Below are 18,672 nucleotides of genomic sequence, written 5' to 3'. Positions count from 1 at the left end.
TCTTAATACTATTTTAAACTAAAACTATTACAACTAGTATGTTAATTTTTGAGTATGAAACAACTTAATTTTTAAAACTGTCTTTATTCGGATGCAAATATGCAACTATTTTATTAATAAATGAATAATCATTCATTTAAATAAGCATAAAAAAGATTTAAAAAACTGGATTACAGTAAATTATTTATAAAAAAAAGTAACACATAAATAATATTTACGTGCTACATCATCTACTTTATTCTTTATTTTATAATCTAGAAAGTCCGTTAGTTTGTTTTCTATAAACAAATAAGGGTATAATTCTTTTTTATATAGTACAAATTTAAACAAAAGTAAATCACTTAGTCAATCCCTAAAAAGGGTGATTTTGTATTTTTTTCATAAAAACATATTACAAAATTTAGATCCATAATTATGCAACCGATTTCGTTCCATTCATTAGGATATGTTATAGATTATCAGTCAACTATTGAAATTGCAATGCGTTTTATTTATTGTACTTGGATTTACCAAGACTCCTAAATATTACAAAAAAAAACGATTACCAAAATGAAAAAATTAATTCTAGCTTTATCGGTTTTAACTTTAATAAGTGTTTCAACATTCGCATCCACTTATAATAAAATTAAAAATTTAGTTTATGTTGAAGAAATGGATCAAAACATTTCTATTCAAGAAAATATGGAAGAAATTTCTAAACAATATGTTGAAGGTGATGTTTTACAACAAAAATTCTTTGAATATGAAGAAAATGGTGTAAAAAAATACCAATTACAAATTGTAGAAGATGTTACATATAAACGTATTATGATTACCAATGAAGAAGGTAAAGACTACTGTCAAGTGTCTTTAATTCATAGAAACATTTAGTACGGTACTAAAATACAATATATTAAAAGAAAGCAGTAAGTATACTTACTGCTTTTTTTGTGCTTCTAGTTTCTGAACTTTGTATATTAAAAAGATCACAGAACCTAAGCTACTACCAATTGGTACTATATTTTTCCATCCAGTATAAAAGGCTATTATTTGTAAAGGAATTAAAGTAGCTACCGCTCCTATTACTATCCATTTTAAATATGGTGGTCTTTTCTCTTTATCCATAGTCAAAAATACATCATCTATCTGATTTTCCAATAATCACTTTGCGATGATTGTATTCTAGATTTTTACCATAAATTTTCATCAAATATATTCCATGTTGTTTTTGATTTAGTTTTGTGAATTTTGAATTGATTCCTGATTTAATCAAAATCAATTCTCCTGTCATTGTGTACATTTTTATAGTTGACATCAAATAGGTACTTTTTACTTGTATAGTTTCTCCGTTTGATGGATTAGGGAAAACTTTTAAATCATCTGCCATTGTAAAAGAAGCAATGTCAGTTATCCATTCCTCATCTTGAACATTCATTGTATCAGAAATAGTATAACAACCAAGTGAATCCGTTGCTCGAACGGTATATTGACCTAATCTATTCGGTGTGATAGATGTTATCTGATCTGCTATTAAATCGTCGCCAAAAAACCATGAATATTGTTTATTGTCTTCAGTATTTCCAACACTCAATACCTTATTCTCATATGCTATTGTCGGGTGATAATCACTCCTATTTCTTTCTATAGTTAAAGCATTAGAATAACTGATACAACCTTCTGCAGAAATTGCATTGACGGTATAGCTGCCCTCCTTAAAGGTTGTAAGTATTGCATTTGTGGCATCAGAAATTAATGTATCATTCAAAAACCATTGGTAAGAAAGGTTCTCATCAATTGGATTACTAGATAATTGGATACTTATGGGTTCATTATTACAAAACCATGTGTGCCTATCTGCATTGATTTGAATGGAATCTTGTTGTGTACAATTAATTCCGACATGCACATCATAAATATGCAGACGAATACCAACCCAATCTGAGTGAGTGGCATAACATGAATATTTTCCTCCATCCGATAAAGTAATATCCAATAAATTCAATTGAGATCCTAAAGTGATGGAGTCTTTTACCCACTCTACAGATTCACCCGAAATCGGTTGGTAGTTATGTTGATAATCACCCCCTAATTGTTTATCGATATACACTTTCCTTTTAGCTACAAATTGAGGTAATGCTTTTGTAGTAGAGGTAATTAATTTAGTCAGTTGGTCGAAACCTAAATTATTATAGCTCACATTTAAATTCACAGCTGCATTAATAGTATTAATTACATTGATATTATTATGTGAAATATCTAATTCACTTACTGTAGAAGGTAATGTATATTGCCATTCTTTTAGATTATTATGGCTGAAATTAAGCTTATCAATTAATGATTTACCACTTAAAACATTCCCTAATGTATCGATTCTATTATTAGACAAATCTAATATTCTCAATTCATTACTTCCTTGAATTTTACCATCAATTTGATTGATTTCATTGTGGCTTGCAAAAATGTTTCTAAGGCTATCTAAACTAGATAAATCAGGGAGTTGAGTTAATCGATTATGATGTAAATACAGTGTTCTTATATTTGAAAGGGAAGAAATATGCATAACATCCTGATTTTCTAGTAGATTAAAAGATAGATCAAGAAGCCATAATTCTCTTAATCCCCAAATAGAATCTGAAACCGTTAAGAGGTTAGAATTTGATGCTTTCAGAACTTGTAATTTTTTTAGTTTACCTACTTCATCAGATAAATGATTTAATGTAGAAATATTAGACAAGTTCAATTGAATTATATATCCATCATTATTAACAATATACCTAGGCCATTGTGCTATAGGATCAGTAGAAGAATAACTAACTTGTGCTTGATCAAGAATATTTTTCAATGCTATTGAGTCACCCGCATTAATCACAATTGACGTATTATTCTGACGTTCCAACACTTTTACAACTAAATTATCAGAGGATGCACATGAATTCAGATCATCAGCGTAGAAATTGATGTTGTAAATACCTACACCTTCAATAATGGGTTGGAAATTCAAACTTCCTATTTGCGGTGTTTCATTTTCTTTTGTGATTCTAATCGCACTAAAAGATTCATCATTGAGTAACCCAGATAGAGTTATTTGTGGGTCGTCCGTATATTTAAATAAAGTATCTTGATTAAAATAATCTCCGTCAACTGTAATTTTCAATTTAGAATTTTTATGCACTTGAACAGGAATATCAACGGAGTCTACTAAAGTACCATCACTATCAACAAAAAACGCCTCCCATGTTAAGTTTCTACTTGATCCAGCCTCATTTGTTATATCAAATAACAATGCAGGTTGTAAGAGTAAAGGGTCTGCATCTGTTATACCATCCCCCACGATTTTTTTGAGTATTAAATCATTAAAGGCTGCTGTTGATGTTGATTTAGTGATCACAAAATTAGGATTCTGTGAACAAATTGAAGTCGGTAAATTGACTATCGTTTCAGGTGTATATACATAAAAGTTTTTAGTAACTACTTTGGTACAATTCCCCCCATTTAATGTATACGTTATGATATGAGTTCCTTCTCCTGCTACAGAAGGTGTAAAACTATTGCTTGATATTCCATTTCCTGAACAAGTAAGTGTCACTCCCTCGTCGACAATATCTGTAGACAACGTGACAGGGGTAGTTGAATTCACATTAAACCTCGTGTTATTAGGAAAAGTGGTCACGGTTATAGCATCTACATCAGTAATATCAATATCTATTTCATTTGAAGAATAGGATGTACTTCCAGCAACAGCTACTCTTTTAAAGGCGTAATTTCCATCTTCAGTAACAGCACTTAAAACATAATTCATTGTATTGGAATTTGGAATTACCTCCCATTCACCATCGTTATATTGTTTTTCCCAATGTATTAGGACATTTTCTCCTGTAGACATAGCCAAAGCTGCTGTATCCATTACATTACCTGTAATCGTTAAATCCAATTGATGAGAACAATAGTTATCAATTGTAGGTTCGTTCAATCGATTTTCTATGGTGGTTTCTGTTGTTACTTGAAAATACACATTGGAATTATCAGTAGTTACCCCTTTCAGAGCTGTATTCCCAGCTGAATCTACCAATGTCAAGGCAAACCCTAAAGCATTATTATGTGCTTCTGTCGGTAATTCATGAAAAGTAAATAAAAAAGTAAAGTTATTACTAGATTGATCGGAAATCTCCATTGGAACACCTTCCAAAGTTGCTGAAGCTATTTCAATTGGTTCTGACATTTTTACTTTTAATGCGACTGTATTCCCAGGTTCAATCCAAGTTGCATTTGCAGCATTATCGGTACTAATTTGAACAACATTAAAATTAGGAGCTTGTGTATCATAGATATATGACTTTGGAGAGATATGTTCACCTGTTCCATCATTAAATTTTAATGAAATTTGATCTCCATCCAATAATGTTGAAGTGATATTGATCATTATATCATAATCAGTACCATCAGTATTTTCAACCACATTTACAGTGGCTGTAGATAGCTCAGTATTATTATGCAAAACAGTAAAATTAGATGCTGTTGGGTATATGTTTACCCCTGTTAGATCCCACATCAAATTTGTATTATTTGTATGCACACTCTCATTATGAGTAAAACTGCTTATTGATTGCGAAAAGGTTATTTTTGGTACTATTAAAAGGATAATAAAGCTTAATAGGTGTATTAATTTGCTTTTTGTATCAAATAGAGAAACGTAAATCATCGTGAGTAATAAAATTAAGAACAATTAGGCATTAGGTTTACCCTAAGTAACTCATTTATATGTATTTACACAAAAATATCGACCTATTTTATTTTTAAATAAAAATATAAAAAGATCAAATTATCTTTTTAATGACTTTATATAGCTTGTTTAGAATTTTTCTAAACTAAAAAAGGTGATCTAAAGCACTATTTTTTAGTAATACGATTTGTTACCTTTATAGCGTAAATTTTGAATCAAACTGAAAAATAACTCGATTAGTGATTAAAGCCTATGATGTTAAAAAAACTCATTCCTCCTAAGAAATGGCAACCCGTTGTGATTGCATTACTCGGAGCGATTGTGGGATTAACGTTATATATAGCAAAAACCGCTAGGGTCACATCTTATCTTTCTGATGACCCCGAGACATGTGTTAACTGTCACGTTATGACTCCTCAATTTGAGAGTTGGAAACACAGTTCGCATAGAGAAGTTGCTACATGTAATGATTGTCATGTTCCACAAGACAATGTTGTATCAAAGTATGCTTTTAAAGCCAAAGATGGTCTTTATCATTCATACATGTATACTATGAGAATGGAACCTCAAGTAATCAAAATGCATCAACCAGGTCGTGAAACTGTACAAGCAAACTGTGTGCGTTGTCATAATGATCAGGTGAAAGATGCAAAAATGACATCTTGGGTACCCTCTCACTCCCACGACAGAACCGACAGAGCATGTTGGGAATGTCACAGAGAAGTTCCTCATGGAAGAGTTAAGTCTCTTTCATCTGTTGGATATCAAATCCAAAATCTCCCGGTACAAGGAGAGAAAAAAGACGTAGTACCTACTTGGCTAAAAGAAGCCTTAAAAAATAAGAAGAATTAAATTATGAGCTCTAAAGTTAAAAATTGGCTTTTATTTTTCGCTACTGTTACAGTAGTTGTGCTTCTGGCGATGTTAGGAAGCAACATTACAGATCGTAAGACTGAATCGCAATTCGCTTACCAACCACAGGTTAAAATTGCAGATAATGATCCACGTAACGATGTATGGGGTAAAAATTTCCCACGTCAATACGAATCATTCTTAGAAACTAAAGAGATGGATTTCTCTTCTAAGCATAACGGCAACCAATTAAAAGATGCCTTAGCAGGTACTCCTGAATTAGTTGTTCTTTGGGCTGGTTATGGTTTCTCTAAAGATTACAACCAACCTCGTGGTCACGGATATGCTATTGAAGATATTCAAAACACTTTAAGAACAGGTGGTCCTACTGGTCCTGGTACAGGTCCTATGCCTGCTACTTGTTGGACTTGTAAATCTCCAGATGTACCTCGTTTAATGAACGAAATTGGTATTGCTGAGTTTTACAAAGGAAAATGGGCAGACAAAGGTGCTGAAATCCACAACCCTATCGGATGTGCTGATTGTCACGATAACAAGACTATGGAATTAAAAATTTCTCGTCCTGCTTTAATCGAGGCTTTCGAATCTATGGGTAAAGACATCAACGATGCTTCTCACCAAGAAATGAGATCATTAGTTTGTGCACAATGTCACGTAGAATACTACTTCAACAAAAAAGAGCCTGTAGAAGGTGTTCCTTACCTAACTTTCCCTTGGAAAAATGGTTTAACTGTTGAAGCAGCTGAAGAATACTATGACGACATCAATTTCTCAGATTGGACACACCAATTGTCTAAAACACCAATGTTGAAAGCTCAACACCCTGGTTATGAGATTTACCAACAAGGTATTCACGCTAAAAGAGGTGTTTCATGTGCAGATTGTCACATGCCTTACAAAACTGAAGGCGGTCAAAAATTCACAGACCACCATATTCAGTCTCCTTTAGCTAACCCTGCTAACTCTTGTCAAGTATGCCACCGTCAAGATCAAAACGAATTGATGGCGAACGTTTACTCTAACCAAGATAAAAACAAGCAAGGTGCACACCGTTTAGAGAAATTATTAGTAAGAGCTCACGTTGAAGCGAAAAAAGCTTGGGATCTTGGTGCTTCTGAAAAACAAATGAAACCAATCCTAATGGACATTCGTCATGCACAATGGAGATGGGATTATTCAGTAGCTTCTCATGGTGGTTCTTTCCACGCTCCTGTTGAAACTGGTAGAATTATCACTACTGGTATTGACAAAGCACAAGAGGCTAGAATCAAGTTAGCGAAACTTCTTCCTAAATTAGGTTTTGATGGTGAAGTTCCTTACCCAGACATCTCTACTAAAGCAAAAGCTCAAAAGTACATTGGTTTGGATATGGACAAATTGGAGAAAGAAAAAGAAACTTTCCAAAAGAACATCATTCCACAATGGTTAGAAGCTGCTAAAAAGCGTGAAGATGCTATGGGCGTTCAAACTGTCTCAAGTAAATAAGGTCTTAAGATCTTAATATATAATAAAGCTGTTGTACTATTTCCCTATATTTCAATTAATTAGGAATTTGTACAACAGCTTTTTTATGTGTTAAAGAAAAATCCGATTAACTTTGTAACATCGTAAATTGACTTTCAGAATAATTTTATAAATAATGAAGAAAATCTTCAAATTTCTATTTTCAAACGAACTAACTTTAGTTGCACTATTTTCATATGCCATGGCAATGGCAGTAGCTACTTTTGTAGAAAATGATTATGGTACTCCAGCAGCTAGAGAAATGGTTTATAACGCCTTATGGTTCGAGATTCTTCAAGCCATACTTGGATTAAACTTTATCGGTAATATAAAAAAATACAAGCTCCTTCGAAAAGAAAAGGCCGCTGTATTAACTTTCCATATCTCCTTTATTATCATATTATTGGGAGCTTTCGTTACTAGAAACTTTGGTTACGAAGGAAACATGCATATTCGAGAAGGACAAAGTAGTAATCAACTTGTCTCTTTAGATCGTTATTTCCAAGCACATATTCATGGTGCTAATGTTAATAAAGAGTTTAATCGTAAAAGTACTTTCACCCAAATTCATCAACCTAATTTTAATTGGGAAGAAAATATCAATGGTGACAAAGTAACAGTAACACCAAAAATGTTTGTTCCAGATGCTGTACAAACAGTAATTGATGGTGAAGCAGACGATGCCGTAATTGAAGTAGTTACCGCTACAGACTCAGGACGTAAAACAGTTTTCCTTGCAAAAGGAAAAAGTATGTTTGTCAACGGACAAGAAATCACTTTTAATAACCCTACAAAAGGCGCAATTAACATCCGTGAAAAAGGATTAGATTATACTATAGAATCACCTCAACATATTGGTTACTTTATCATGGCGGATCAAAGTTCTGGATCTGTTGATGATGGTATCGAAGTGAAGCTACAACAACAAGCCCTTTATACAATGGGTGAACTTCGCTTTGTAATTAAAGATATTCACGAAGGGTTAAAGTTAGGCTACTCGCCTGCAACAACTAAAAAAATGAAAGAGCAAGCTGCAGATCTTTTATTTGTTGACATCACTGTAAATGATGAAACAAAAGAAGTTACTTTGGCTAGTTTAAGTGGCGTAGTCACTCCGTTTAAAGAAGTTGAAATTGGTGGGTATAAAATTGATGTTTCTTTTGGACCTCAAATTACTGAATTACCTTTTAGCCTTTTCTTAAATCACTTCGAAATGGAAAGATACCCTGGTTCTGAAAATCCTTCGGCATATTCTTCAGAAGTGATTGTTCAAGATGGCGAAGTAAGCTATCCTTATACAATTTTCATGAATAATGTGTTAGACCATAATGGATACCGTTTCTTCCAAGCATCATTTGATCAAGATGAGAAAGGTACTATTTTATCAGTAAATCAAGACAGACCGGGTACTATCCTTACTTATATAGGTTACTTGCTTATGACAGTAGCCATGATTGTTAGTTTATTTGAAAAGAAATCACGATTTAGATTGGTTAGTGGTAAACTATCAAAGTTAAAAGCACAAAGCATTGCTTTATTAATCATTGGAGCGACCGTATTTGGCACTCAAAATAAAGCATTTGCTCAAGCAGATAAAGCTGCGCCACAAACTAAAACAATGGAAGAGGTAAAAACAGCTCCTCAATTCCAAGATAGATCTCAAACTGTAGATATAAACCACTCTAAACTGTTTGGTAGCCTAATCGTTCAAGATATGGACGGTAGATTAAAACCAATCAATACACTTTCTTCAGAATTCCTTAGAAAACTGACAAGAAAGACTAAATATACATTGGAGTACCAAGACGGTAAATTGGAAGAACTAAATAGCGATCAGCTATTCTTGTCACTTCAAATGGATCCAGGCTATTGGCAAGTTATGCCTATTATTAAGGTGGATAAAGATGCTGGAAAAGGTGTTTTTGATCTTCTTGATATGGAACAGAAATCTATGGTTTCTTTCAATGATTTAATTAATAATGAAGGCGATTACCTTTTAAGATCTGCTGTTGATGAAGCTCAAAAGAAAAAGCCTTCTGAAAGAGGTGAATTCGATAAGGAGTTGATTAAGATTGATGAGAGATTCAATATCTTATATCAAGGACTTTCAGGTAACTATTTAAAAATATTCCCTGTTCCTAATGATCCTGACCATAATTGGTTTAATGCTAATTTCATGGGATCTCCTTTTGCTACTGAAGATTCAACATTCGTAAGAAACATCACTAAGATGTATTTTATGGAGATTCTAAATGCAAGAGAAAGTGGAGATTGGACACAAGCCAACCAAAACCTAGAGTATATTCGCTTATTCCAACAAAAGATGGGAGAAGAAATTTATCCTACAGATAATTCTATCAAAATGGAATTACTCTATAATAAGATGAATATCTTCAATAACCTCTTCCCTACTTATTGGCTATTAGGCATCTATTTATTAGCCATAGCATTATGGAAAGTATTTAGTGTAAATCCTGCTAGTAATAAAGCATATTCTGTTGGTGTTATTTTAGAAATGGTTGCTTTTGGTTTCTTTACATGTAACCTAATGCTTAGATGGTATATTGCTCAATATCCACCTTGGACTAACGGTTATGAGATGCTAATACTTGTTGCATGGGCTCTATTCTTATTTGGATTTATATTTTATAAGAAATCAGATTTCATTCTACCTTTAGTATCCTTATTTGGAGGAACATTATTGTTTGTAAGTTTCTTAGATTGGTTAAACCCTGAAATCACAAACCTAGTTCCTGTACTTAAGTCTTACTGGTTAAAAATACATGTAGCCATCATTGTAAGTTCTTATGCACCATTGGCACTATCAGCTTTACTTGGATTTATCAATTTGATCTTTATCTCCATCAGAAATGAAAAGTTCAAGAATCCAATATTAGAATTAACTTATGTAAGTGAGTTATCTATGACCATTGGTTTATATATGCTTGCAGTAGGTACATTCCTTGGTGGAGTTTGGGCCAACGAATCATGGGGACGATATTGGGGTTGGGATCCTAAAGAAACATGGGCACTGATCTCTGTCATTATTTATTCGGTGGTACTACACTTAAGATTGGTTCCTGCTTTAAAAGGCAATTATACCTTTAACTTAGCAAGTTTGGTGGCATTCTCAAGTATTGTAATGACTTCATTCGGTGTAAATTACTATTTAACAGGTTTACACTCTTATGCTACTGGAGACCCAGTTCCAGTTCCTGCTTTTGTTTATTATGTTGTTGCCATTGTTTTTGTACTAGCTGTAACAGCCTACTACAGAGGCAATAAGAAGATATAAAAGAATTTTTTTAAAAATAATTAGCCGTTTCTTGAAAAAGAAACGGCTTTTTTGGTGACATTTTTTTAGTAGAGATATAAGTAGATGAAAGTACAAAACATCAAAACTTATCATTATGAAAAACATTACGCTATTCTTCGTTGCACTTATAATTTCTCTTACTTCTTTTGCAGGAAATGTTGATGGAGAAAATCCAAAAGCTGAAAAAGTAGAAATTTACAAAGGACTATTTTTAAATATGAATGATAACGATGTTCATAATTATTTAAAATATGACTTAAAAGCGGAAGAAACGACAGAAGGTAAATATGCTGTTAAATTCTTAGATCAAGATGCATTATTAGAACCTGTTTTTGTCAACAATCAATTGGCACAAATTAAAATTGTTTATGAATCAGACGATATCGAATTAATTGAATGTAACTTAAAAATGATTGAAAAAAGCTTAAGTACTTCAAGTGATTGGAAAATACATAAAGCAAGTGATTATCAATGGTTAATAGAAAAGAGCCTTGATAAAACTATAGAAGATATGAATCAAATCACCATGTTTACTTATGGTATTCATCGTGATAATGTGGGACACGGATGGCATGCAGAGGTGATTATTTCACCAAGATTTGAAGCTAAGAGTGAGTTTTCAGAAGAAACATTAAACTCTGCAAAGTCTGAAATTGAATCTTCATTATAAGAAATTAGTTTTAATTTTTAAGTTTGATATTTACTTAGACCTGATGTTTATACATCAGGTTTATTTGTTATATAAATTTAAGATATTGTATATATGATAAAATCATCATATATTTACTAGGCATATTTTGAACTAAAAGTCACGTGGCTTTATTACTTATAATCATGAAAAAATTAATTGTCTCAATATTCATCTTATTTAGTGTTGCGATAAACCTACACGCACAAGAACAAGAACAAAAAAAAATGCCTCCTATCACTGATCCAGTGACAAAAGAAGGTTGGATGAATGATGCCAATAAGGCATTTAAAATAGCAAATGATGAAAAAAGACCTATTATCTTAGATTTTACTGGAAGCGATTGGTGTGGATGGTGTAAAAAGATCGATAGAGAAATTTTTGACACTCCAGAATTCAAGAAATGGGTGAAAGAAAATAAAGTGATTTTATTGGAACTAGACTTCCCTAAAGGAGTAAAACAATCGGATCAACTTAGAGCTCAAAATTATTACCTTTCTCAGGAATATAATATTCAAGGGTATCCTACGATTTTAATCGTAAATAATGGAAAAGGTATACAAATGGGTTATCAAAAAGGTGGTCCAGAAGCTTGGATTAAGTCTGTAGAATCTCAATTGACATTTTAATCTGAATTAAATTAATATCGTATTGATTTCTATTGCAGGTTAATGGTATTAAAAAAGAGTTAGTTTTATATTTAGATAAAACCAACTCTTTTTTATTGTACCTTTTCGGTTACCTATGCTTATGCCCAGGTTCCCAAATCAATCTACAAAATGCACTTAAACGTTCATTTTCTCTTCCAACAGGAATACCTGCAACAATACCCACTAATAAATTATCAGCTAAACCAACTCTCATTTGAGGTCGAACGGTCATATCAAAATCACCATTCTCTATGGTTTGGTTAAATTCTACACCAACAAAATTAGAAGTACCCGGAATCATATAATGGAAAGAAGGGTTGATCTCGTAAGAAAAATTCCATTCTTTCGATTTGTATACATGTTCAAAACTTGGACCTGTGTATAATAATGAGTGCCAATTTCTTCCCCATCTTTTTGCAATTACATAGAACGGATTGAATACATTCCCTTCGATTAAAGGATTTCCGAAATTCTTAAAATCAGAAAATGTAATCTCATTTATGTAACCTAAAGCCATTGTCATATTCAACTTCTCTGAAACAAAGAATGACCATTGTGTAGCTAATTTTAAACTCTCCAATTTATCGGCTGGAATAGAATCTCTATCTACCCCATCTTGTGGAGAATAAAACGTGAAAGGTAGTTCCACTTCAAAGCCTAGTCTATGAATAGGAGCCCATTCATATTCGACCAAAGCTTCATATTTGTCGTATTTTAGATTATCTTTTATCTCCATACCCACATTCCATTCTTTTTCACCAGCTCTTGCACCTAAATCTCGAATTAGGTCAATATACAGTGGTTCAGCGTGTAATACTTTAGGAGGTAATTTTTTATCTTCGTATTGATTGATATAAATACTGTCTTGTTGCTCTTTAGAAAGGACATTTGGTGTCACTTGCTCTTGTGCCCAAGAAAATTGGATAAATAAAAAAGTTAAGAAAAACGGAATAGTCGTTTTCATTTAGTCAGATTTTAAAAGAAATTGATTTTAATTTTTATGAACATGCAAAGATAAAACCAATGTGAGATTCAAAAAAAATCAGCCTTAAGAAAATTTAAAATAAAGATTTATTAACGCTTTTAGAGGTTTTTTATTTTCAATAGTGCACATGTTAATCATCAGCGTATGCCATTTCCGAATGATCATGATTTGATTGAAATAAAAACATTTCATCATAATAATAATCCCATAGTTGTAACTCATTTAAAGCAGGAAACTCTTCTTTTTTTGATGAGGCTACCATTAAAGATGTTACATATGAAGTTCCAGCAATAAAATCTCTATTTCTATGATCATAATTGCTTGGAGGTTGACATAATAAATGATACAATTCATGAGATATTAATTGTAATGCTAAATGCTCATGCTTTATTTTAATTGATTTTAAATTGATTCTAATTATACCATTAGAAAAAGTGGTAGCATTCACATGATCTTCTAAATCCCCCCATTTGATATTTACTTTACCTGATCTAAAAGTAATGTCTCTTTTTTGGGCTTCTTCAATAAATCTATCAATATGTATTTGAAACAAATTTCTTAAGGTTTCATCTTGATAGGTTACTTTTAATTCATCAGGAGCCACTTCCCAATTGATCATTGAACATGATGAAAGAAGTACTATTGATAATAAAATTATTAGGCGATGGGTCATTTTAAAAATAAGTGTGGGTGTAATCGTTAATCAAATTTACAATTATTTTTTAATATTTATAATTATTAACTTAGTAATTCGGTTTTTTTTCTTGGTAATTCAAGATGGAAAATATAATTTCAACTACTTTTTTAAAATTAATATATTGAATCTGCCTAAAATGGATGAGTTTTCAAGAAATGCACAGCAACTTTGCGAGTTGTATGGAATAACACCAGAAGATACTGAGTTTATACAAAAGCTTAAGGATATTGCCTTAGCAGGGTTACCAGATATGGTTGATAGCTGGTATGTATGGCTTAAATCTACCCCTGAATTTTATGAATTTTTCTCTGATCCATCTACATTGGAAAGAGTCCAAAAAATGCAATTCAGCTTTTGGGAACAATTCTTTACTGCTAACATAGATGGAAGCTACATTGAATCTAGACGAAAAGTAGGTGAAGTACATGCTAGAATAGGCCTTTCACAAGAAATCTATTTGGCTGGTGTAGATCATTTCTTAAGCTTATTTGTAGATATGCTTAGTACTATAGATTGGTCACAGCAGGACTTAAATAAAGCAAGAAGAGCTTTAAATAAAATGGTCCATATGGATATGACCATCATCGTACAAAGCTATGAAAGTATTGTCAATCAAAAGATTACAGCACAGAGTAAAACTTTAATGGCAATGTCTACTCCTGTTACACAAATTTGGGAAGGACTACTTTTATTACCTGTTGTTGGCTTAATTGATTCTAGAAGAGCACAAGATATTATGGACAATACCTTGACTCAGATTTCTACAAATCATGCACAATCTTTTATATTAGATATATCAGGAGTAGCAGTAGTTGATACGGCAGTGGCTAATCACTTGATAAAAATTACTAAAGCAACTAAATTAATGGGTTGTGAATGTATCATATCAGGGTTATCTCCCGCTGTAGCTCAAACTATAGTAGAACTAGGTATTGATGTAGGAACCATAAAAACTACAGCAAATTTACGTGCTGCCATTGAAATTGCTTTCGATAAATTAAATATGAAAATTATAAAGCAATAAATGGAAAACTGGGTCAAATCAAGTATACCTCTACAACTTCATAAAGGTTGTGTCATTGCTTCTTTCCAATTAGATTTAGAAGAGGAACAATTAAAACTTTTCCGTCAGGAACTACTTAATTTTATTGTTAAACATGATAAAGTGAGGGGGATAATATTTGATTTATCAGGTTTAGAAATTATCGATCTAATAGATTTTAATCGTATCAGAAATATTATAGATATGATCAAATTAACAGGATACAAAACAATTATTTCTGGTCTAAAACCTTCTGTAGTATCCTCATTAATATTATTAGATGCTGATATTGATGGACTAATTGCTACTTTGAGTTTAGATGAAGCTTTTCTAATTGTGGATAAAAAAGTAAAGCTATCATGACTATAAGCATACAAAAAGAAAACGATATTCCTTTTGCACAACATCAAGTAACAGACTATGCCAAAACACTTGGTTTTAATCAGTTAGATTGCCACAAAATATCTATAATAGTTTCTGAATTAGCACATAACATACTGAAATATGTAGGTAAAGGGTATGTGATGTTTTCTAAAAGAAGAATGATTCATAGAGAAGGAATATTAATTGAGGCTGTTGATAAGGGAGAAGGTATTACTAATTTAGAGATAGCTTTACAAGATAGTTACTCTACTGGGGGAACTTTAGGTTTAGGTCTTCCTGGCATAAAAAGGATCTCAGATATATTTGAAGTTGACACCGCTCCTGGAAAAGGGACACATGTAAAAATTACATATTGGATACCAAAAAACACGTTATAGAAATAGCAGGTTGTACACAGCCTCTTGTTGGAGAATTAGTCAATGGAGATGCCATCTATATAGAAGAGAAAGAAGACTATGTCTTTTTTGCTGTTGTAGATGGAATAGGTCATGGGAAAATTGCTCATAAAATTGCTACAAAATTGATTAGCTATATCAAAGAAAGAGTACAAAAAGATATTGTACATCTTATTAGCGAAGCACACTTTTATATGCAAGGAACAGAAGGGGCCGCTTTAGGTATTGGAATTATTGAACAGAATTATATAAAATTCTCTACCATTGGTAATATTAATGCTAGAATAATTAACGACGATAATATTTCATTATTATCAACTGATGGTTTGCTTGGTGTTAGGAGAAGAACACCTCAACTAGATGTGAGAGAAATTAAGAAAGGAGATCTTATTTTAATACATAGTGATGGTATTAATGGATCTCAATCGTTTCATGAGAGAATAAATTACCACTTATTTTCTAGTGAAATATTATCAAGGAAATTAATGAAAAGTTGGGGTTCTCAATACGATGACGCCTCCATTATCTGTATAAAAGTAAAATAAATGAATTTGTTTGAAACTAAAATATTAGGTAGTGAAAAAGAAATTATACTCTTTCGTAAGAAAGTCTATAATGTCTCATTATTATTAATGGGAAATCATGGCAATGCAATTAAAATTGCTAGTATACTTTCCTCCTATTTAAGAACGTTACAGAATAACAATCCATTATTACTTTTAAAAATTGATTATACTAATTCCAAAAGCACTCAACTTTCTACCTTTAAGATAACAATCACTTCTTCTGATGGAAGCCCTATTATACCTCCTTCCATTATACGATCTCATTTATTTCAGTTAGAGATTTTTGACAATAAAGTCATTATGACGCTTCACAGATCTTTTGATCTTAATAATCTACATAAAGCAGTTTCCTTTTATAATGAAAAAAGTAGGGATGAATTATTAGATGAATTGAAAGTAAAAAATGATGATCTAAAGGAATCATATGAAAATTTAAAAAAAGCAAAGGTTGAAAAAGCAAGAATGGAAAGTGAGCTATCTGTGGGTAGAAATATTCAAATGAGTATGCTTCCAAGAAACTTTTTCAAAAATGAATATATATCTCTCTTTGCTGATTTAATACCGGCAAGAGAAGTAGGAGGAGATTTTTATGATTTCCAACTCATTAATAATAGATATTTATACATTGTAATTGGAGATGTTTCTGATAAAGGAGTTCCTGCCGCTTTATTAATGGCAATGACAAAATCATTACTTAAAAGTGCGGCTCAAAATGAAACATCCACAGCTGTTATTATGAGTCATGTGAACAATCAGATTGTTGAAGAGAACAAAAACAATATGTTTGTCACTGTATTTATGGGCATGCTAGATGTTTGTACAGGGCAACTAACTTATACAAACGCTGGTCATAACCCTTCTTTTATCAGAAGTGGTCATGAGTTGGAAATACTAAAAGAAATTCACGGTCCTATTATAGGTGTGATGAGAGGGCTGGATTATAAGGAAAGAACCATTCAACTCAAAGAAAATGACATTGTGTATGCCTACACTGATGGAGTTCCTGAAGCTAGAAATGCTCATAAAGTTTTCTTTACTGATCAGAAGTTACAAGACTTTATAAAAAATGTAGAAATCACTTCGATGAAATCACTTGTTGAAAACACTATTAAACAAGTAAGAATATTCGAAGATGGATTCGAACAAGCTGATGATATCACTGTTTTATGCCTTAAGTTTAAGAAAAAGACGCTACCTCAATTTAAAAAGGAAATAAAACCTGCCTCTAATAAAAAGAGCAAATTAAACGGTGAAGTCGATATTTTCCTAACTCAAAATGAAATATCATCAGAGGTAAAAAAGAAAATATTTATTGTATTAGATGAATTAATTAGCAATCAGATTAATTATGCTTTCGAAGGCATTGATTCGCCATTAATTGATTTACTATTAGAAATAAAAGATCAGACTTTCATCATAAAAATTGAAGATAATGGTATAGCTTTTGACCCTTTTTCATTAGTTCCTCCAAATATCAATTTACCTATTGAGGAAAGAGAAACTGGTGGTCTTGGCATTCATATTGTCAAACAAATAATGGATGATTTTAGCTATCAAAGAGATGGTGATAAAAATATAAGCATACTTAACAAAATACTATAATAACGAATGAATATTACTCAAGAAAAAATCAAAGACTATTCAGTAATTAATGTATCTGGATTTATCGATGCAAGTAATTCTGGTGCATTAGAAAATACTATCAAAAGTTTAATTGAAGAAGGTGTAGATAAAGTGATCTTAAACCTTGAAGAAGTAGATTACATGAGTAGTTCAGGTCTGAGAGTTTTTCTTATGGGATCTAAAGAATTACAATCAAAAGACGGGATATTTAGAGTTTGCAATGCTAATGAGGTGGTCATGGAAATTCTCACTATATCAGGTTTTAATATGATAGTAGATATACGAGAGACTCTTGAAAATGCTTTAGATTAATCCACTTCAAATAATATTATATCAAAGTCCTCAGGAACTTCTTTCTGAGTGACTCTTTTGTACTCTAAAGTATCGAACTCCATAATCATCTGAACATCATTTGCCTGATAATCGACTTCTAAACTTGAAGCATCATCTTTTACCATTACTAGGTATAAAAAGGCTATTATACATACCCAAATGCCAATAAAAGAGTACATAGCAATTAGAAATTTTTTATTAGTAGTCATAGTTAGAGTAAAGAAACAATAAAAAAATTAGAGCTTATTGGTCAACAAATAATTCTTACCTTTATCATATCCTAAATCCATCATTTTTTGCCAAACATACAAAGTCATAAAACTATCTGATAATGAATTATGTGCATTATCGATTAGTATCCTATCTTCCAACGATTGTAAGTCAGAAAAATGATTGAATGCTGTAGATAATCTCTGCCAACGGTAGTCATTGTACTTATCATGCCATTCTTTTACAATTTCTGTAGAGAATACTTTCATAGCACAATATACTCCTTTTGCATTGCTGAGATCTACAAAATGAAGATCAAAAGCAGCATTATATAGAATTACATTTTTATCTTCTACAAGATCATTGATTGTATCCTGCATAGCAAAATCATACGTTGGTGCATCTTCAACCATTTCTGGTGTAATACCATTTACACTCATCGCTTCAGGCCATGATCTCCTGTATTTTGGTTTAAGATAAGTATTCAACAACACTTCTTTATCGCTATTGATCACACTCACTTGTAATGCTTCATCAACACCTGCGTCTAAGCCAGTGGTTTCTGTATCTAAAACTAAAAAATCGGAAGTAATTTGTTTTTCCATTTAAAAAATTAGCTCTGTTCAAAACTATCCTTCACAATTTAGAAAAATATTTATATAAAGCACATGAAACTTGATAAATAAAATGGATAAAAAAAATAGAAAT

At 31.9% G+C, this 18,672-nt stretch carries 18 protein-coding genes; 12 read left to right on the top strand and 6 right to left on the bottom strand.

From position 1 onward, the window contains the following. Positions 1-549: 549 nt before the first annotated feature. Positions 550-870, top strand: coding sequence for a hypothetical protein (locus NH26_RS20655; RefSeq protein WP_044218087.1), 321 nt, complete (start codon positions 550-552; stop codon positions 868-870). 45 nt (positions 871-915) lie between these two features. Here the strand turns inward: NH26_RS20655 and NH26_RS20650 are convergent, their stop codons facing one another. Beyond that, positions 916-1,137, bottom strand: a complete 222-nt coding sequence (locus tag NH26_RS20650) for a hypothetical protein (protein ID WP_044218083.1) — start codon at positions 1,135-1,137, stop codon at positions 916-918. Next, the gene (locus NH26_RS20645) at positions 1,118-4,528 is read right to left on the bottom strand and encodes a leucine-rich repeat domain-containing protein (protein ID WP_044218080.1); all 3,411 of its coding nucleotides are present in this window, start codon (positions 4,526-4,528) and stop codon (positions 1,118-1,120) included. Before NH26_RS20645 ends, NH26_RS20650 begins: the two co-directional genes overlap by 20 nt. Positions 4,529-4,954: 426 nt before the next feature. Here NH26_RS20645 and nrfH point away from each other — a divergent pair, with 426 nt between their 5' ends. The 5 genes from nrfH to NH26_RS20620 all read left to right on the top strand — a co-directional run bounded on the left by nrfH (position 4,955) and on the right by NH26_RS20620 (position 11,708). Beyond that, positions 4,955-5,551 (top strand): cytochrome c nitrite reductase small subunit, encoded by a 597-nt coding sequence (gene nrfH, locus NH26_RS20640; protein ID WP_242427362.1) that lies wholly within the window; start codon positions 4,955-4,957, stop codon positions 5,549-5,551. Positions 5,552-5,554: 3 nt separating this feature from the next. Further along, positions 5,555-7,057: an ammonia-forming cytochrome c nitrite reductase gene (nrfA, locus tag NH26_RS20635; RefSeq protein WP_044218074.1), complete on the top strand. Its 1,503-nt coding sequence runs from the start codon at positions 5,555-5,557 to the stop codon at positions 7,055-7,057. A 154-nt stretch (positions 7,058-7,211) separates the two neighbouring features. Continuing rightward, complete coding sequence (ccsA, locus tag NH26_RS20630) at positions 7,212-10,370, top strand: cytochrome c biogenesis protein (protein WP_044218070.1); 3,159 nt, start codon at positions 7,212-7,214, stop codon at positions 10,368-10,370. A gap of 115 nt (positions 10,371-10,485) precedes the next feature. Next, a complete protein-coding gene (locus NH26_RS20625) occupies positions 10,486-11,061 on the top strand; it encodes a hypothetical protein (RefSeq protein WP_044218067.1) in 576 nt (191 codons plus the stop codon). Between the two features lie 164 nt (positions 11,062-11,225). Further along, complete coding sequence (locus tag NH26_RS20620; RefSeq protein ID WP_044218064.1) at positions 11,226-11,708, top strand: thioredoxin family protein; 483 nt, start codon at positions 11,226-11,228, stop codon at positions 11,706-11,708. 109 nt (positions 11,709-11,817) lie between these two features. On the opposite strand, the gene NH26_RS20615 is transcribed toward NH26_RS20620, so the two are convergent. Together NH26_RS20615 and NH26_RS20610 are read right to left on the bottom strand one after the other, a co-directional pair. Beyond that, positions 11,818-12,693: an HAEPLYID family protein gene (locus NH26_RS20615; protein WP_199880277.1), complete on the bottom strand. Its 876-nt coding sequence runs from the start codon at positions 12,691-12,693 to the stop codon at positions 11,818-11,820. A gap of 151 nt (positions 12,694-12,844) precedes the next feature. Beyond that, positions 12,845-13,333 (bottom strand): hypothetical protein, encoded by a 489-nt coding sequence (locus NH26_RS20610; RefSeq protein WP_044218062.1) that lies wholly within the window; start codon positions 13,331-13,333, stop codon positions 12,845-12,847. Between the two features lie 214 nt (positions 13,334-13,547). Here NH26_RS20610 and NH26_RS20605 point away from each other — a divergent pair, with 214 nt between their 5' ends. From NH26_RS20605 to NH26_RS20580, 6 genes are read left to right on the top strand one after another with little or no spacing between them, the layout of a single operon-like run. Beyond that, entirely contained in the window at positions 13,548-14,435 is an 888-nt protein-coding gene (locus tag NH26_RS20605) for a protoglobin domain-containing protein (protein ID WP_044218180.1), read from the top strand. Beyond that, positions 14,436-14,816, top strand: a complete 381-nt coding sequence (locus NH26_RS20600) for an STAS domain-containing protein (protein ID WP_044218060.1) — start codon at positions 14,436-14,438, stop codon at positions 14,814-14,816. Then, a complete protein-coding gene (locus NH26_RS20595; RefSeq protein ID WP_044218057.1) occupies positions 14,813-15,214 on the top strand; it encodes an ATP-binding protein in 402 nt (133 codons plus the stop codon). Before NH26_RS20600 ends, NH26_RS20595 begins: the two co-directional genes overlap by 4 nt. Then, a complete protein-coding gene (locus NH26_RS20590) occupies positions 15,190-15,777 on the top strand; it encodes a SpoIIE family protein phosphatase (protein WP_044218054.1) in 588 nt (195 codons plus the stop codon). The genes NH26_RS20595 and NH26_RS20590 overlap by 25 nt, the downstream gene beginning before the upstream one ends. Next, positions 15,778-17,400, top strand: a complete 1,623-nt coding sequence (locus NH26_RS20585) for an ATP-binding SpoIIE family protein phosphatase (RefSeq protein WP_044218050.1) — start codon at positions 15,778-15,780, stop codon at positions 17,398-17,400. 6 nt (positions 17,401-17,406) lie between these two features. Beyond that, the gene (locus NH26_RS20580) at positions 17,407-17,733 is read left to right on the top strand and encodes an STAS domain-containing protein (RefSeq protein WP_044218047.1); all 327 of its coding nucleotides are present in this window, start codon (positions 17,407-17,409) and stop codon (positions 17,731-17,733) included. Here the strand turns inward: NH26_RS20580 and NH26_RS20575 are convergent. Next, positions 17,730-17,963: a hypothetical protein gene (locus NH26_RS20575; protein WP_044218044.1), complete on the bottom strand. Its 234-nt coding sequence runs from the start codon at positions 17,961-17,963 to the stop codon at positions 17,730-17,732. The genes NH26_RS20580 and NH26_RS20575 overlap by 4 nt on opposite strands. A 27-nt stretch (positions 17,964-17,990) precedes the next feature. Then, positions 17,991-18,569: a 3'-5' exonuclease gene (locus NH26_RS20570; RefSeq protein ID WP_044218043.1), complete on the bottom strand. Its 579-nt coding sequence runs from the start codon at positions 18,567-18,569 to the stop codon at positions 17,991-17,993. Positions 18,570-18,672: the final 103 nt, after the last annotated feature.

This window comes from Flammeovirga pacifica, from assembly GCF_000807855.2.
Lineage (GTDB): Bacteria > Bacteroidota > Bacteroidia > Cytophagales > Flammeovirgaceae > Flammeovirga > Flammeovirga pacifica.
This window is presented reverse-complemented; position numbering and strand designations above follow the sequence as displayed.

What these genes read in the sequence shown, in the direction of transcription:
- NH26_RS20655 (WP_044218087.1), top strand. Translation starts at nt 550, where the DNA reads ATGAAAAAATTAATTCTAGCTTTATCGGTTTTAACTTTAATAAGTGTT.
- NH26_RS20645 (WP_044218080.1), bottom strand. Translation starts at nt 4,528, where the DNA reads ATGTGGGATCTAACAGGGGTAAACATATACCCAACAGCATCTAATTTT.
- nrfH (WP_242427362.1), top strand. Translation starts at nt 4,955, where the DNA reads ATGTTAAAAAAACTCATTCCTCCTAAGAAATGGCAACCCGTTGTGATT.
- nrfA (WP_044218074.1), top strand. Translation starts at nt 5,555, where the DNA reads ATGAGCTCTAAAGTTAAAAATTGGCTTTTATTTTTCGCTACTGTTACA.
- ccsA (WP_044218070.1), top strand. Translation starts at nt 7,212, where the DNA reads ATGAAGAAAATCTTCAAATTTCTATTTTCAAACGAACTAACTTTAGTT.
- NH26_RS20625 (WP_044218067.1), top strand. Translation starts at nt 10,486, where the DNA reads ATGAAAAACATTACGCTATTCTTCGTTGCACTTATAATTTCTCTTACT.
- NH26_RS20620 (WP_044218064.1), top strand. Translation starts at nt 11,226, where the DNA reads ATGAAAAAATTAATTGTCTCAATATTCATCTTATTTAGTGTTGCGATA.
- NH26_RS20615 (WP_199880277.1), bottom strand. Translation starts at nt 12,693, where the DNA reads ATGAAAACGACTATTCCGTTTTTCTTAACTTTTTTATTTATCCAATTT.
- NH26_RS20610 (WP_044218062.1), bottom strand. Translation starts at nt 13,333, where the DNA reads ATGATCAATTGGGAAGTGGCTCCTGATGAATTAAAAGTAACCTATCAA.
- NH26_RS20605 (WP_044218180.1), top strand. Translation starts at nt 13,548, where the DNA reads ATGGATGAGTTTTCAAGAAATGCACAGCAACTTTGCGAGTTGTATGGA.
- NH26_RS20600 (WP_044218060.1), top strand. Translation starts at nt 14,436, where the DNA reads ATGGAAAACTGGGTCAAATCAAGTATACCTCTACAACTTCATAAAGGT.
- NH26_RS20595 (WP_044218057.1), top strand. Translation starts at nt 14,813, where the DNA reads ATGACTATAAGCATACAAAAAGAAAACGATATTCCTTTTGCACAACAT.
- NH26_RS20585 (WP_044218050.1), top strand. Translation starts at nt 15,778, where the DNA reads ATGAATTTGTTTGAAACTAAAATATTAGGTAGTGAAAAAGAAATTATA.
- NH26_RS20580 (WP_044218047.1), top strand. Translation starts at nt 17,407, where the DNA reads ATGAATATTACTCAAGAAAAAATCAAAGACTATTCAGTAATTAATGTA.
- NH26_RS20575 (WP_044218044.1), bottom strand. Translation starts at nt 17,963, where the DNA reads ATGACTACTAATAAAAAATTTCTAATTGCTATGTACTCTTTTATTGGC.
- NH26_RS20570 (WP_044218043.1), bottom strand. Translation starts at nt 18,569, where the DNA reads ATGGAAAAACAAATTACTTCCGATTTTTTAGTTTTAGATACAGAAACC.